12 protein-coding genes are annotated in these 14313 nt (G+C 39.6%); 8 read left to right on the forward strand and 4 right to left on the reverse strand.

The genetic code is table 11. The annotated features are described in order from the left end of the window. Positions 1–145: 145 nt before the first annotated feature. The 8 genes from hemY (at position 146) to ACSU6B_RS07855 (ending at position 8917) form a co-directional block, all read left to right on the forward strand. Positions 146–1552 (forward strand): protoporphyrinogen oxidase, encoded by a 1407-nt coding sequence (gene hemY / locus ACSU6B_RS07820; RefSeq protein ID WP_410884121.1) that lies wholly within the window; start codon positions 146–148, stop codon positions 1550–1552. Between the two features lie 485 nt (positions 1553–2037). Further along, positions 2038–3285 carry a cation:dicarboxylate symporter family transporter gene (locus ACSU6B_RS07825; protein ID WP_215003687.1) on the forward strand — a complete coding sequence of 416 codons (1248 nt, stop codon included), beginning with the start codon at positions 2038–2040 and terminating at the stop codon, positions 3283–3285. A 251-nt stretch (positions 3286–3536) separates the two neighbouring features. Beyond that, positions 3537–4040, forward strand: a complete 504-nt coding sequence (locus ACSU6B_RS07830) for a GNAT family N-acetyltransferase (protein WP_410884123.1) — start codon at positions 3537–3539, stop codon at positions 4038–4040. A gap of 353 nt (positions 4041–4393) precedes the next feature. Beyond that, positions 4394–4552 (forward strand): YezD family protein, encoded by a 159-nt coding sequence (locus ACSU6B_RS07835; RefSeq protein ID WP_410884125.1) that lies wholly within the window; start codon positions 4394–4396, stop codon positions 4550–4552. 219 nt (positions 4553–4771) lie between these two features. Continuing rightward, entirely contained in the window at positions 4772–5842 is a 1071-nt protein-coding gene (locus ACSU6B_RS07840) for a sulfate ABC transporter substrate-binding protein (protein ID WP_410884127.1), read from the forward strand. 83 nt (positions 5843–5925) lie between these two features. Beyond that, positions 5926–6759: a sulfate ABC transporter permease subunit CysT gene (cysT, locus tag ACSU6B_RS07845; RefSeq protein ID WP_410884129.1), complete on the forward strand. Its 834-nt coding sequence runs from the start codon at positions 5926–5928 to the stop codon at positions 6757–6759. A 198-nt stretch (positions 6760–6957) separates the two neighbouring features. Further along, on the forward strand, positions 6958–7845 hold the full coding sequence (cysW, locus tag ACSU6B_RS07850) for a sulfate ABC transporter permease subunit CysW (RefSeq protein WP_410884131.1): 888 nt from the start codon (positions 6958–6960) through the stop codon (positions 7843–7845). A 1-nt stretch (position 7846) separates the two neighbouring features. Then, positions 7847–8917: a sulfate/molybdate ABC transporter ATP-binding protein gene (locus tag ACSU6B_RS07855; RefSeq protein ID WP_410884133.1), complete on the forward strand. Its 1071-nt coding sequence runs from the start codon at positions 7847–7849 to the stop codon at positions 8915–8917. An 80-nt stretch (positions 8918–8997) separates the two neighbouring features. Here the strand turns inward: ACSU6B_RS07855 and gnd are convergent, their stop codons facing one another. The 4 genes from gnd to ACSU6B_RS07875 form a co-directional block, all read right to left on the reverse strand. Next, the gene (gene gnd / locus ACSU6B_RS07860) at positions 8998–10401 is read right to left on the reverse strand and encodes a decarboxylating NADP(+)-dependent phosphogluconate dehydrogenase (protein WP_410884135.1); all 1404 of its coding nucleotides are present in this window, start codon (positions 10399–10401) and stop codon (positions 8998–9000) included. Positions 10402–10550: 149 nt separating this feature from the next. Further along, positions 10551–11897, reverse strand: coding sequence for a GntP family permease (locus tag ACSU6B_RS07865; RefSeq protein WP_410884137.1), 1347 nt, complete (start codon positions 11895–11897; stop codon positions 10551–10553). A gap of 87 nt (positions 11898–11984) precedes the next feature. Continuing rightward, positions 11985–13526: a gluconokinase gene (gene gntK, locus ACSU6B_RS07870; RefSeq protein ID WP_410884139.1), complete on the reverse strand. Its 1542-nt coding sequence runs from the start codon at positions 13524–13526 to the stop codon at positions 11985–11987. Next, positions 13526–14251: a GntR family transcriptional regulator gene (locus ACSU6B_RS07875; RefSeq protein ID WP_410884141.1), complete on the reverse strand. Its 726-nt coding sequence runs from the start codon at positions 14249–14251 to the stop codon at positions 13526–13528. The genes gntK and ACSU6B_RS07875 overlap by 1 nt, the downstream gene beginning before the upstream one ends. Positions 14252–14313: the final 62 nt, after the last annotated feature.

A 14313-nucleotide genomic window follows, 5' to 3' on the forward strand; every position in this document is an offset into this window, starting at 1 on the left:
TATTTTATTTAATAGTTTAAAATGATAAATGTAGGAGCATGGATCGCACTCTCCTTTATAAAAATATGTGAAAATATGAGCAAATTAACTTTCATCCAACATAGAATTTTTTTCTAAAAATAATTATCTGGAGCTGGTTTTTGATATGGAGAAAAAGAAGGTCGTCATAATAGGTGGAGGAATCACAGGTTTAGCAACAGCATTCTACCTGCAAAAGGAGATCAAGGAGAGTGCACTGCCGCTTGAAGTCAAGCTATATGAAGCTAGTGACCGTTTTGGCGGTGTGATTCACACGGTGAAGAGGGATGGCTTTATGATTGAAAAAGGTCCCGATTCCATTCTGGCTCGAAAAGCCAGTGCGCTTAAATTAATTAAAGAAGTCGGCTTAGAAGACAAAGTGGTCGCGAATACAGCCGGGAAATCTTATATATACGCTAGAGGAAGGATCCATTCGATGCCTGAGGGAGCATTCATGGGTATCCCAACACAGGTTACACCATTTGCGTTCTCAGGACTCTTTTCCCCACTAGGAAAACTACGGGCAGCAGGTGATTTTATTTTACCAAAAGGAAAGGAAAAGGCAGATCAATCCCTCGGTGAGTTTTTCAGAAGAAGGCTTGGGGATGAAATAGTGGATAACTTAATCGACCCTCTACTGTCAGGAATTTACGCAGGCGATATCGACCGCTTAAGCTTAATGTCATTGTTTCCGATGTTCTATTATATGGAGCAAAAACATCGAAGCCTTGTGCTTGGCTTGAAAAAAACGATGCCAGCCCCACCTAAAACAGCGAAAAAAGAACCTTCAAAAAAAGGAATGTTTATCTCCTTATCAACCGGTTTGGAATCGTTAATTGAAGAAGTCGTCAAGAGGATGGATAAGGGAACTGTTAGGAAAGGAGTCCCTGTTGAAAAAATTGTGAGAGGTCAAAACCACTATTCGATTACCTTCGCTAATGGAACGGTTGAACAGGCGGACAGCGTGGTCATTGCGACAGAACATTTCCATGCACAAAAAATGCTTTCTGATTATCCGTTCATGCACACGTTTGATGATATGCCATCCTATTCTGTGGCCAACGTTGCCATGGCATTTCCAAAGTCGGCAATTAAACAGGACATCGAGGGGACAGGCTTTTTAGTGTCGAGAAACAGTGACTTTAGAATAACTGCCTGCACATGGACGCATAAGAAGTGGCCTGGTACGACACCAAAGGATAGGGCCTTATTACGCTGTTATGTTGGAAAACCAAATGATCAAGCGGCGGTTGATTTATCAGATGAAGAAATTATAAATGTTGCATTACGGGATTTAAATAAAACCATGAACATAACCGATAAACCATTGTTCCATATCATCACAAGATGGAAAAAAGCGATGCCGCAATACAATGTTGGTCATATTGAACGGATGAAGAGTGTGAAGGAATCACTGACTAAGGAATTACCCGGAGTATTTCTAGCTGGAGGTTCCTATGAAGGTGTTGGTATTCCAGACTGTATCGACCAGGGAGAGGCGGCAGTTAAAAAGGTACTCGAGTTTTTAAGGTAGTCATTAAGACGGAGTAGGGATTTAAGATTCCTGCTCTATTTTTTTGACTGGAATCAATATCCTTTAATAGGGGATTTTCCGATAAAATTCCAAAATTGAGAGGGAGCAAACCTCTCTCTTTTTTATTTTTAGAATAACTTCTAATGACTTTTTGTGTAAGTTTTGTTACCAACTTTTTACACTGATTCGAATGTGAAAATGGTATGTATGTCAATTTGATGGCGGGTTTTCTGAAAGAAATAACTAATGAATTAATAGGCGCGGAGCCTTGGTATCTATGGTTTTTACTATATCAATATTATAAATGAGAGTAATTCCCACTTAAATATATGTTGTTTAATAGGAAAATTATTATTAAAATAAATAATGTTAAATTGTTTAGTAAATAGAAATTTTCATTTTATAAAAAATTTGAAAGATTGTACTTCTTAGTTGATACCTCTATGTAATCAATTTTTTAATATTATAAAAAAGGGGAAATGCATATGAAGAAGATTAGTTTAGCATGGCAGATTTTCATTGGTCTGACACTTGGTATTATTGTCGGTGCGGTTTTTTACGGAAATCCACATGTGGCAAGCTACCTTCAGCCAATTGGAGATATATTTATTCGCTTAATTAAGATGATTGTTGTCCCAATTGTTATCTCCAGCCTTATTGTTGGTGTTGCTGGTGTTGGTGACATGAAGTCTTTAGGAAAACTGGGCGGGAAAACCCTGCTTTATTTTGAAATCATTACCACGATTGCGATCATTGTTGGACTTCTTGCTGCGAACGTGTTTCAGCCAGGAGACGGCGTTGATAAATCGAAACTTACTAAAACGGATATTAACAGCTATGTAAGTACAGCCGAAAAAACTGAGGCCCATTCTATGATTGACACTGTTGTGAATATTGTTCCGACGAACATCATTCAATCATTAGCTAACGGAGAAATGTTACCGATTATTTTCTTCTCTGTTATGTTTGGACTTGGTGTGGCAGCGATTGGAGAGAAAGGGATACCAATTATCAATTTCTTCCGAGGAACGGCCGATGCGATGTTCTATGTCACAAACCAAATCATGAAGCTCGCTCCATTCGGTGTGTTTGCATTAATTGGTGTTACTGTTTCGAAATTTGGAATTACTTCATTAATTCCACTGGGAAAACTAGTCCTGGTTGTATACGGATCCATGTTTTTCTTCATCCTTGTCGTCCTTGGATTAGTAGCAAAAATTGCCGGATTCAATATTATCCACCTCATTAAATATTTAAAAGACGAATTAATTTTAGGTTACACGACAGCAAGTTCAGAAACCGTTCTTCCAAAAATTATGGAAAAAATGGAGAAATTGGGCTGTCCTAAATCGATTACATCTTTCGTAATTCCAACAGGATATTCCTTTAATCTAGATGGCTCTACGCTTTACCAAGCGATTGCCGCACTGTTTATTGCGCAAATGTATGGAATCCATTTGAGTATTGGACATCAAATTACATTAGTTCTTGTATTGATGTTAACATCTAAAGGAATTGCTGGGGTACCAGGTGTATCGTTTGTTGTTCTACTAGCCACTTTGGGCAGCGTAGGTATTCCTGTAGAAGGGCTAGCATTTATTGCCGGAATTGATCGTATTCTTGATATGGCTCGTACTTGTGTAAACATTGTCGGAAACTCTTTGGCTGCAATTGTTATTACCAAATGGGAAGGCCATGAGCTTAAAAATTATCAGGAACGTAAGGTAGCTTAAAATAGGGAAAGCAGGACATCTTCTGAAATGGGAGATGTCCTTTTTCATTGGGTTAATGATTCTGAATCTTAAATAAAGTCAGGTAATATTATTGACTTATAAAAGTTTTACATACTAAAATGGATAAAACCGATAGAAATACTCATATTTTAATTTGTATATAAACGAGAAAATTGATTTTCCAAATCTATGGAATAAGGTTGAAAAGGTTTTAATACATTGAGAAAAACTGACTAGAAGCAGGTGTTAAAATGATTATTCGTAATGCTGCAGCGGATGAGTTATCATTCATTCGAGAACAAAGAGTAAACTCATATGAAGAACATGCCCAAAATATTCCTGAAGATCATTGGAAGGCTCTTAAACACGCAATCTCGTCGGATACTGATGCGCAGGAGGATGTGGAACGAATTGTTGCTGAAATTGAAGGGAAAATAGTAGGCAGTGTTGCCTTGTTTCCTGCAAAAACCGATGCCTACGAAGGATTGGTAGATGAGTTGGATTATCCTGAAATACGAATGCTCGCAGTGATACCGCAAGCTCGAGGCAATGGGGTGGCAAAAGCACTGATTTCAGAATGTGTTCGACGAGCGAAAGTGCAAGGCTGTCATTCAATCGGCCTGCATACCGCAGATTTTATGAAAAGTGCGATGGGACTATACGGGCGCCTTGGTTTTGAAAGGCTACCGCAATTCGATTTTGAACCTGCGGATGACGGCATCATTGTGAAAGCGTATCGACTTACTTTTGATTAGTACTTTATTGTTTTGGAAAGCTGGTACTAGAAATTATTTTGTAAAACCCACTTGACAGGTAGGAAAAGTCAGAATAAAATGTAAATAATTCAAATAGATTCAGAGAACGATTAATTTAATATTAAGCTGATTGGAAAACCAAAGGCTTATACTCTTAATTAGGGTATAAGTCTTTTTTTATTCGAAGGGGGACAAATCATGATCTATCCAATTAGTAAGTGGAGTCCACATTGTTGTCAGTCATTTTGTGTTTTTTCAGGTTTATGTAGATGAATAGAATCAAAGGGTCTTTTTTTAGACTATAAAACCAAGTATTCCTATGTGGTATTAGGAATTTAAGGGAGGATAAAAATATGGCAATTGTGGATCAAGCAAAAGCAAACTATATTCTTTCGACACTAAAGGGTATGGAGTATGGTTCTGTGGTCATAACCGTTCATGACGGTACGATCACTCAAATTGATAAGACAGAGAAAACACGATTTGCACTAAATAAGAAAACATCTAAATAACAAAGATGATTTGCAAAAAGTGACCACACTTATTATTGGATTTATTTTTAAAAAATTTTGCCGATCAGTCTACTGAAGGCTACTTATTTTCTAGACTATGCAAGAAATGATTGTTGCTCACCGGACTTATCTTAACTCCGAAAAGCAGACAACCGACCTTTAAGCGATAGTCCTAAGAATAGGTAGCCTTTTTTGTTTAAAAAAAGGAGGAAATCACAAATGAAACTAGCTTACAAATTCACAACCGTACTTATTCTTATCGCCCTTATTCTAGCAGGGTGCAGCAGTCAGTCTAGTAATCAAAGCACTGAAAAAAAAGATGGGGGAACCAAACAAGAGGCTGCGAAACCAAAAGAACCTGTCCAATTATTAAATGTTTCATATGACCCAACCCGAGAACTATATGAAGAGTTTAACGGAGAATTCGCTAAGTATTGGGAAAAGGAAAAAGGTCAGAAGGTAACCATTCAACAGTCACATGGTGGTTCAGGAAAACAAGGACGTGCTGTCATCGATGGTCTTGAGGCAGATGTTGTTACGCTGGCATTGGCATATGATATCGATGAGATTGCAAACTTAGGCGGCTTACTTTCGAAGGATTGGCAAAAGAAGCTGAAGGATAACTCGACTCCGTATACGTCAACGATTGTGTTTCTAGTTAAAAAGGGGAACCCAAAAGGGATTAAAGATTGGGACGATTTAACGAAAAAGGGAACTTCAGTCATAACTCCAAATCCAAAGACATCCGGTGGTGCCCGTTGGAATTACTTAGCAGCTTGGGCATACGCAAAAGATAAATATAATGGGGATGAAACAAAAATTAAGAAATTTATGAGCCAACTGTACAAAAATGTTGAAGTATTAGATTCTGGTGCCCGCGGAGCAACCACCACTTTCGTTGAACGAGGCATTGGTGATGTCTTGATTGCCTGGGAGAACGAGGCTTTCTTAACACTTAATGAATTAGGAAAAGACAAATTTGAGATTGTTGTCCCATCCATTAGTATTCTTGCTGAACCACCGGTTGCTGTGGTCGATAAGAACGTCGAGAAAAAGGGAACGAAAGAGGTAGCTGAGGCCTATTTGAATTATTTATACAGTGATGTAGGACAGGAAATTATCGCAAAGAATTATTATCGCCCCCGTAATCAAGCGATTCTTGACAAGTATTCAAATATCTTTCCAAAAATTAATTTAGTGACGATTGACAAAGATTTTGGAGGATGGAAAAAAGCACAGGAGACGCACTTTAATGATGGCGGGACGTTTGATCAGATTTATCAGCCTTAGTAAGTAGTTTAGTTAGACGGGTGTCCTTCATCAGGTGTGATGGGGATGCCCTACATGTATCTTATCCGGAAGGGGTCAACCTCATGGCTCGTTTAGAAAATTTAAAAGTGAAAAGAAATAGTGTGCTGCCGGGATTCGGCCTTTCGCTCGGATTTACGATGTTTTATATAAGCATCCTTGTCATTCTGCCATTATCCATGATATTTATTCATTCGATGACCGTCGAGTGGCCGAAAATTTGGGAAACCATTTCTGATCCGAGGGTGGTTGCCTCCTATAAACTGAGTTTTGGTGCCGCCTTTTTCGCCGCTTTTATTAATGTTATTTTTGGCGTACTAATCGCATGGGTGCTGGTACGTTATCAGTTTTTTGGTAGAAGAATCATTGATGGGCTAGTTGATTTGCCTTTTGCCTTACCAACAGCGATTGCCGGGATTGCCTTAACGACCTTGTATACGGAAAATGGCTGGGTTGGGCAGTTTTTAAGTTTTAAAGTGGCGTTTACTCCGCTCGGTATTACATTAGCATTAACATTTATCGGGCTGCCCTTTGTGGTGCGCACCGTTCAGCCCGTCCTGCAAAGCTTGGAAAAAGAAATCGAAGAAGCATCAGCTAGTTTAGGAGCAAACCGATCACAAACATTTGTAAAAGTTATTTTTCCAGAAATCCTGCCAGCTGCACTAACGGGGTTCGCGCTTGCCTTTGCCCGGGCGCTTGGGGAATATGGCTCGGTCGTCTTTATTGCAGGGAATATGCCGATGAAGACAGAAATAACTCCGCTGCTAATCATGACCAAGTTAGAACAATATGATTACGCCGGTGCTACAGCGATAGCAGCCGTTATGTTGATTTTTTCCTTTACGATGCTACTTATTATTAATGTATTGCAGTGGTGGACGAATCGGAAATTTATTTAGAGATAACTAGTGTTAGAGGAGGTTTTATCGGTTTCACAAACAAACTTGGTATTTCCGCAAACAAACATCTGTCACAAAGCGAAATATAAAATTTATTAGCGGAATATTACCTTTTATCAGCGAAACTAAGCCATATATCAGCGAATCAATATTAGCAACCAAAAAAGGATCGATTTTTTGATCCAGAAGGAGGTACCTATGGCCGGAAATGTTCCAATCCAATATTCCAGTACACCGCTTCAAACTACAACCCGCAATTCAGAACCGCGACTTGTACGCTGGTTACTAATCACACTCGCATTAGCATTTTTAGGTTTGTTTTTGGTATTACCGTTGGTTGCCATTTTTATAAAAGCCTTTGATAAGGGTATAGCCGTTTTCCTAGAGGCCGTTAGCAATCCAGATGCATTATCTGCAATCAAGTTAACTTTGGTCATTACCTTGATTACCGTGCCACTTAATGCCATCTTTGGCGTGGCAGCCGCCTGGGCCGTAACCAAGTTCAATTTTAAGGGAAAAAGTCTACTGATTACGATTATTGATCTGCCATTTGCCATCTCCCCAGTCATCGCCGGATTGGTATTTGTTCTATTATTTAGTGCGCATGGCTTATTTGGACAATGGTTAATCGACCATAATATCAAAATTATTTTCGCAGTGCCTGGAATCGCCCTTGCCACACTTTTAGTGACATTGCCCTTTGTCGCCCGGGAACTCATTCCATTAATGCAAACTCAGGGGACGGCCGATGAGGAAGCATCCTTGACACTGGGTGCGAGCGGCTGGAAGACATTCCTTTTGGTAACTCTGCCGAATATTAAATGGGGATTATTATATGGGATTATTCTCTGTAGTGCTCGAGCAATTGGGGAGTTTGGAGCTGTTTCAGTCGTTTCAGGACATATCCGCGGAATGACAAATACGATGCCGCTCCATATTGAAATTTTATACAATGAATATCAATTTTCCGCGGCATTTGCGGTTGCTTCCTTAATGTCACTTTTTGCCATCATCACCTTGGTTGTAAAAAATGTCATTGAATGGAAAGCAAAAAAATCATTTGAACCTGGAGAAGGAGTTCACTAAGATGAGCATTCAAATTCAAAATATCTCAAAATCATTTGGAAACTTTCAAGCCCTCGACCAAATTAATCTTGATATTCAAACAGGGGAGCTCGTCGCTCTTCTTGGTCCATCTGGTTCTGGGAAAACATCACTTCTAAGAATCATCGCAGGCTTAGAAGGTGCGAATCAGGGAGCCATTTTGTTCGGAGAAGAAGACATGACCCATATCAGTACAAAGGAGCGGAAAGTAGGATTTGTCTTCCAGCATTATGCTTTGTTTCGTCATATGACTGTTTTTGAAAATGTGGCTTATGGATTAAAAGTTCGGCCAAGAAAAACACGTCCTTCCAAAAACGAAATTAAAGAAAAGGTCATGGAATTACTAAAGCTAGTAAAACTAGAGTCCTTTGCTGATAGGTACCCATCCCATTTGTCCGGCGGCCAGCGGCAACGGGTGGCATTAGCGAGAGCACTGGCTGTTGAGCCCAAGGTTCTCTTGTTAGATGAACCATTTGGTGCGTTAGATGCCAAAGTCCGCAAAGATCTTCGCAGATGGCTTAGAAAGCTCCATGATGACTACCAGATTACAAGCATTTTTGTGACGCACGACCAAGAGGAAGCGCTGGATGTTGCCGACCGAGTTGTCGTGATGAATGAAGGGAAGATTGAGCAAATCGGCACGCCAGAGGAAGTATATGAAAATCCAAACAGTCCTTTTGTTTATCACTTTTTAGGGAATGTTAATTTGTTTAAAGGGCGCCTCCATAAAGGGAAATTACGACACGGTAATTTTGAAGTCGATGCACCCGAATTCTCCGCAACAGAGAATACCGAGGCAGTCGGTTACGTTCGACCGCATGATATAAGTATCGAAAGAGAGGCTAGCCTTGATTCAGTTGCTGCAAAAATTAATTATATTCATTTAGTCGGAGCCTCCGTCCAACTTGAACTGATTCGAAAAGATAATGGCGAGTTCCTGGAAGTGGAATTAAGAAAGGAGCAATTTCGAAGCCTCGATCTAAAGTCAGGGGAAGAAGTGTTTGTAAAACCAAAACAACTAAAGGTCTTTATCCCTGCGGATTATTCTATTTAAAAAAGAAAACCAAAGGCCGATACTCAATTTCGAGCATAGGCCTTTAATGGTTCGGAAAGGAGGTGGCATACCTCAATCTATTAGTTCCAGTCCGTATGAAAGACTCCTTCCATATCAGTTCGCTCATACGTATGGGCACCGAAATAATCCCGTTGTGCCTGTAAAAGGTTGGCATTTGAACGGCCGTTTCGGTAACTATCGAAATAAGAAAGGGAAGTACTTAAACATGGAAAGGCGATACCGGAATTAATACCCTCGCATACCATTTTCCTCAGTCCTGATTGATACTCTTTTGTTTTTTCAGCGAAAAATGGTGCGATTAATAAATTCTTCAGATTTACCTGATTCTGATAGGCTTCACTGATTACGTTTAAAAACTCGGCCCGAATAATACAGCCACCCCGGAAAATAAGTGCAATCTCTTCTAATGGTAAATTCCAGTCATAGAGATCAGAAGCCATTTTATATTGTGTAAAACCTTGGGCATAGGCGCAAACTTTCCCCATATATAATGCTTGTCTAACGTACTCAATCCATAAATCCTTATCTAAAGCCTGATGGTCCATTCCTGCGCCTGCTAATATATTTTCTGCGATTACCCGTTCCTCTTTTAATGAAGATACATACCGGGCGAACAATGACTCGGTAATGATTGATAGGGGGATACCGTTATCTATCGCTTGCATGCTTGTCCATTTACCTGTGCCTTTTTGCCCTACTTTATCAAGGATGACATCGATCAGTGGTAAGCTGGTTTTTTCATCTTTTTTCTTTAAAATTTCTGCCGTGATTTCGATTAGGTAACTTTTCAGTTCACCCTGATTCCATGTTCCAAAGATATCAGCAATTTCATTCACAGATAACTGTAACCTATCCCTTAAAAAGGTATAGGCTTCGGCAATCAATTGCATATCTGCATACTCAATTCCGTTATGGACCATTTTCACATAATGTCCTGCACCTTTTGGACCAATATATGTGCAACATGGGGTCCCATCGACTTGCGCAGCTATTTTTGTAAGTATGGGCGCAACTTTTTCATATGCTTCTTTATCTCCGCCAGGCATGATGGACGGGCCATTTAATGCGCCTACTTCACCACCGGAAATACCAATCCCTAAATAATCGATTCCTTTAATTTTCAAATCATCATACCTTTGGGCAGTATCTTCGTAATGGGAGTTGCCGCCGTCCATGATCATATCACCTTGGTCAAGAAAAGGAACTAACGAAGAAATCACAGAATCTATCGCCGCACCAGCTGTGACCATAAGAAAGATCTTTCTTGGGGTTTCTAAGGACTGAACAAAACTTTGCACGTCATAGTACGGGTCGATTTGTTGATTATCAATTCTATGTAAAAGTTTATCTGTTAAATCTCTGGTGTAATTATAGACCGCTACTTTTTCCCCATTGTTCGCCATATTTAAAGCGATGTTGCTGCCCATTACACCTAAACCAATAACTCCAATTGTATTGTCCATTTAACTTCCTTCTCCTTTTTATAAAAATAAAAGGCAGTAAATCCGCCGCTTTAATACTTAGTGGATTCTAAGTATAAGAGGGGGGATCCTGCCCTTTAGATAACTAAGCAGCAGCAGATGTATAAAATTTCTGCTGCTGGTCACGATTATTAAACGAATAAACTTAGTAATAGAATAAATGCTAATCCGCATACGGAAATAATTGTCTCAAGTAATGTCCATGTTGCGAATGTTTCTTTCATGCTTAAACCAAAATACTCTTTGAACATCCAGAAACCAGCATCGTTAACGTGTGACAGGATTAAACTACCCGCTCCAGTAGCAAGGACGACTAATGCAAGATTAACATCTGATTGACCCAACATTGGGATAACTAAACCAGCAGTTGTTAATGCTGAAACAGTGGCAGATCCTAAGGCAATTCGTAGAATTGCTGCGATAATCCATGCAAGTAAAATCGGTGATATGGAAGTACCTTTAAATAATTCGGCTACGTAGTCACCTACACCGCCATTAATCAATACTTGTTTGAAAGCACCGCCGCCCCCGATGATGAGGAGCATCATACCAATAGCATTAATGGCTGATGTACAAGAATCCATTACATCTTTGATCGGAATTTTTCTTGCCAAGCCCATGGTATAGATAGCAACTAATAAGGAGATCACCATCGCAGTAGAGGCGCCGCCAATAAAACGGATAATTGCAAGTCCAGTATTATCTGCAAAGCCCATTGTTTTTTGAAGCAACGTAATAATTGTAGAAATTGACATTAAAATAACAGGAAGCATGGCGGTAAATACACTGATACCAAAACCTGGTGTGTCTTCAAGTTTAAATGTTTTTTGTTCACCTAGAGAGGCGATACTACCAGTTCTTGTAAATGAAGCAGGTACCATTTTTTTAGCAACCTTTGTAAAAATAGGTCCAGCAATAATGGCAGTTGGAATCGAAATAATAAAACCATAAAGTAATACTTCACCAAGATTGGCACCATATTCACCAGCGATGACGGTTGGTCCTGGGTGTGGCGGTAAGAAACCATGTGTTACGGATAATGCTGTTGCCATCGGAATCCCGAGATATAAAATAGAAACTTTTAATTGTCTTGAAATGGCAAATACGATTGGGATTAATAACACGAGTCCAACTTCAAAGAATAATGCAATACCAATGATGAATGAGGATACGACTACAGCCCACTGAATATTTTTTTCTCCAAATTTGTTGACTAGGGTCATGGCAATTCGTTGTGCGCCCCCAGAATCTGCAATTAACCTACCTAGCATCGCTCCGAGTCCGAAGATTAATGCTAAATGACCAAGTGTTCCGCCTAATCCAGCTTCAATGGTTGTGACAACATCATCTAGTTTCATTCCAAGTGCTAAAGCTACGCCGAACGAGACGATGATGAGTGAGACAAAAGTGTTTAATTTTAAGCCCATGATTAAAATAAGTAATGCGATAATTCCAATGGCGACAATGACTAATGGCATAATAATTCCTCCAAAAAATTCATAATGATTTTAAAACAATATGAAAGTAAGCAGCCAAGCGGCTAGTGGCAGCCGCTAAATGGAGACTTACGCTTTTCTAATAATACTTCGTTGATAGTTGGCAATTCGTGTATAGTCTTCTTCTAATACTCTCGATAAATTAATAAAGATCGGCAATAATTGTCTATACTCTGTTGCAGCCTCTTCTTTAGGTGTATGTTTGTAGGTACTGCCAATCATTTCAGAAACGACTTCAAAGGATTCGATTTTCCCGGTAGCATATAGGCCTAAGATACAAGCACCGAGACAAGAACTTTCGTAGCTTTCTGGAACGACTACATCCAGGTCAAAAATATCAGACATCATTTGACGCCAAACTTCTGACCTTGCGAAGCCACCAGTTGCTTGGATTCGAGTCACTGGCCCCTCCATACATTCAACTAATGCTAAAAATACGGTGTATAAATTGTAAATAACACCTTCGAGCGCAGATCGAATCATATGTTCCTTCTTATGTGCCATCGTTAAGCCGAAAAAGGATCCACGCACGTCCGGATTCCATAAGGGAGCACGTTCACCAGCAAGATATGGATGGAATAACAATCCATCTGACCCCGGTTTTACACCTTCTGCAATTTTGGTTAATACTTCATATGGATCAATTCCTAGTCTTTTCGCGGTTTCTACCTCTGCAGCTGCAAACTCATCCTTAATCCAGCGAAAGACCATCCCGCCATTGTTTACTGGCCCGCCGATAACCCAATGTTTTTCCGTTAATGCGTAGCAAAAGATTCTACCTTTCTCATCGGTTTGCGGCTGGTCAATGATGGTTCGAATTGCCCCGCTTGTCCCAATGGTTACGGCAATCTCACCTTTTCGAATCGCATTTACACCAAGATTGGAAAGGACGCCATCACTTGCACCAATTACAAAGGGAGTTAGAGGATCAATGCCCATTTGTTTTGCTAATTCTGGATTACAGTTTGTAAAAATCTCGGTGGTTGGCACGAGCCTAGATAATTGCTCACGTGATATCCCGGCGATTTCTAATGCTTCCTTATCCCAATCCAATTCTTTGAGATTCATCATGCACATGGCAGAAGCAAGGGAATAATCGACTACATACTGGTCAAAGAACTTTTTAAATATATATTCCTTTATTCCGATATATTTTTTTGCTTTTTCGGCTATTTCAGGACGTTCATTCACAATCCAAGTGATTTTGCTCAATGGTGACATCGGGTGAATCGGCGTTCCTGTTCGTCTGTAGACTTCATGCCCATTTAATTCATTTTTTATTTTATGTGCCCAGGCTTCACTGCGGTTATCTGCCCAAGTAATACAAGGTGTCAGCGGTTGGTCATTTTCATCCATGGCAATGAGGCTATGCATCGCACTGCTAAATGAGATGAATGAAATCTCTTTTTGAGGATGTTGTTTCATGATCCTCGAAATGGCTTGTACCACAGCCATAAAGATCTCTTCTGGGTCTTGTTCGGCTGTCGAAATATCAGGAGTATAGAGTGGGTAACCGATATTCTCTTGTTGGATGACTTCGCCTTTTTCAGTAAATAAAACAGCTTTTGTGCTTGTTGTACCGATGTCTAACCCTAACATATAGTTTGTCATTATTCCTGCACAACTCCTTTGTAAAGCATTAGTTGAGACCTCCAAAGGTCTTCTACTTTTCCTGCAACATCATCAAAGTTTTGATGCAAAGAGAGAATCATCAGGTCTCTATTTTTCGCATCGATCGCATCAATATAAAGTTGATGATTGTCCACAATACGTGGAAAGTCATCGTATTTTTCCTCGAAGCGAGCCCGCATCGCCAATAGGATGAAAGCTTCCATTACAGGTTTTGCATTATTCCAGATCATCATGATGTAGGAATGATTAATCGCTCGAATAATTGTTTCATGGAATAAGACATCCTGATATGAAAACTCATCGGCATCATGATATTTGATGGCAATTTTCATCATCTCGAGTATTTTACTCAGTTCCTTAACTAACTCTCTGGTGTCTAATTTCACAAGCCGTTCATATACAAATGTTTCTATCATTAATCGGACTTCATAAATTTCTACTATTTCTTTAATGGTGAAACCAATTACAACGGCACCCATTCTTTCTAAACGGATCAAATTTTCTGACGCAAGAGTTTTTAATGCTTCCCGAATAGGGGAACGGCTCACATCAAAGTCGGCAGCTAATTTATTTTCTGATAGGGTGGTACCGCTTTCAATAAGGCCGGAAATTATTCGCATTCTAAGCTCACATGTAACACGTTCACCAGCAGAAGCTTTTAAAAGCCATTTTGCGGGAAATAAGAATTCCTTTGATTCTGTCATTGATTCACCTTCTTGTTATACGAGTATACTTGTATACAAGTATTATAGAATACATATTAAAA

The sequence above is a fragment of the Neobacillus sp. C211 genome (assembly GCF_051842875.1).
In the GTDB taxonomy this organism is placed as follows: Bacteria; Bacillota; Bacilli; order Bacillales; family Cytobacillaceae; genus Neobacillus.

Bases quoted from the DNA above. Each gene is read 5' to 3' on its own strand.
- cysW (WP_410884131.1), top strand. From the start codon at position 6,958: ATGGCCGGAAATGTTCCAATCCAATATTCCAGTACACCGCTTCAAACT.
- ACSU6B_RS07840 (WP_410884127.1), top strand. From the start codon at position 4,772: ATGAAACTAGCTTACAAATTCACAACCGTACTTATTCTTATCGCCCTT.
- ACSU6B_RS07865 (WP_410884137.1), bottom strand. From the start codon at position 11,897: ATGCCATTAGTCATTGTCGCCATTGGAATTATCGCATTACTTATTTTA.
- ACSU6B_RS07875 (WP_410884141.1), bottom strand. From the start codon at position 14,251: ATGACAGAATCAAAGGAATTCTTATTTCCCGCAAAATGGCTTTTAAAA.
- ACSU6B_RS07835 (WP_410884125.1), top strand. From the start codon at position 4,394: ATGGCAATTGTGGATCAAGCAAAAGCAAACTATATTCTTTCGACACTA.
- ACSU6B_RS07830 (WP_410884123.1), top strand. From the start codon at position 3,537: ATGATTATTCGTAATGCTGCAGCGGATGAGTTATCATTCATTCGAGAA.
- gntK (WP_410884139.1), bottom strand. From the start codon at position 13,526: ATGACAAACTATATGTTAGGGTTAGACATCGGTACAACAAGCACAAAA.
- cysT (WP_410884129.1), top strand. From the start codon at position 5,926: ATGGCTCGTTTAGAAAATTTAAAAGTGAAAAGAAATAGTGTGCTGCCG.
- ACSU6B_RS07825 (WP_215003687.1), top strand. From the start codon at position 2,038: ATGAAGAAGATTAGTTTAGCATGGCAGATTTTCATTGGTCTGACACTT.
- gnd (WP_410884135.1), bottom strand. From the start codon at position 10,401: ATGGACAATACAATTGGAGTTATTGGTTTAGGTGTAATGGGCAGCAAC.
- ACSU6B_RS07855 (WP_410884133.1), top strand. From the start codon at position 7,847: ATGAGCATTCAAATTCAAAATATCTCAAAATCATTTGGAAACTTTCAA.
- hemY (WP_410884121.1), top strand. From the start codon at position 146: ATGGAGAAAAAGAAGGTCGTCATAATAGGTGGAGGAATCACAGGTTTA.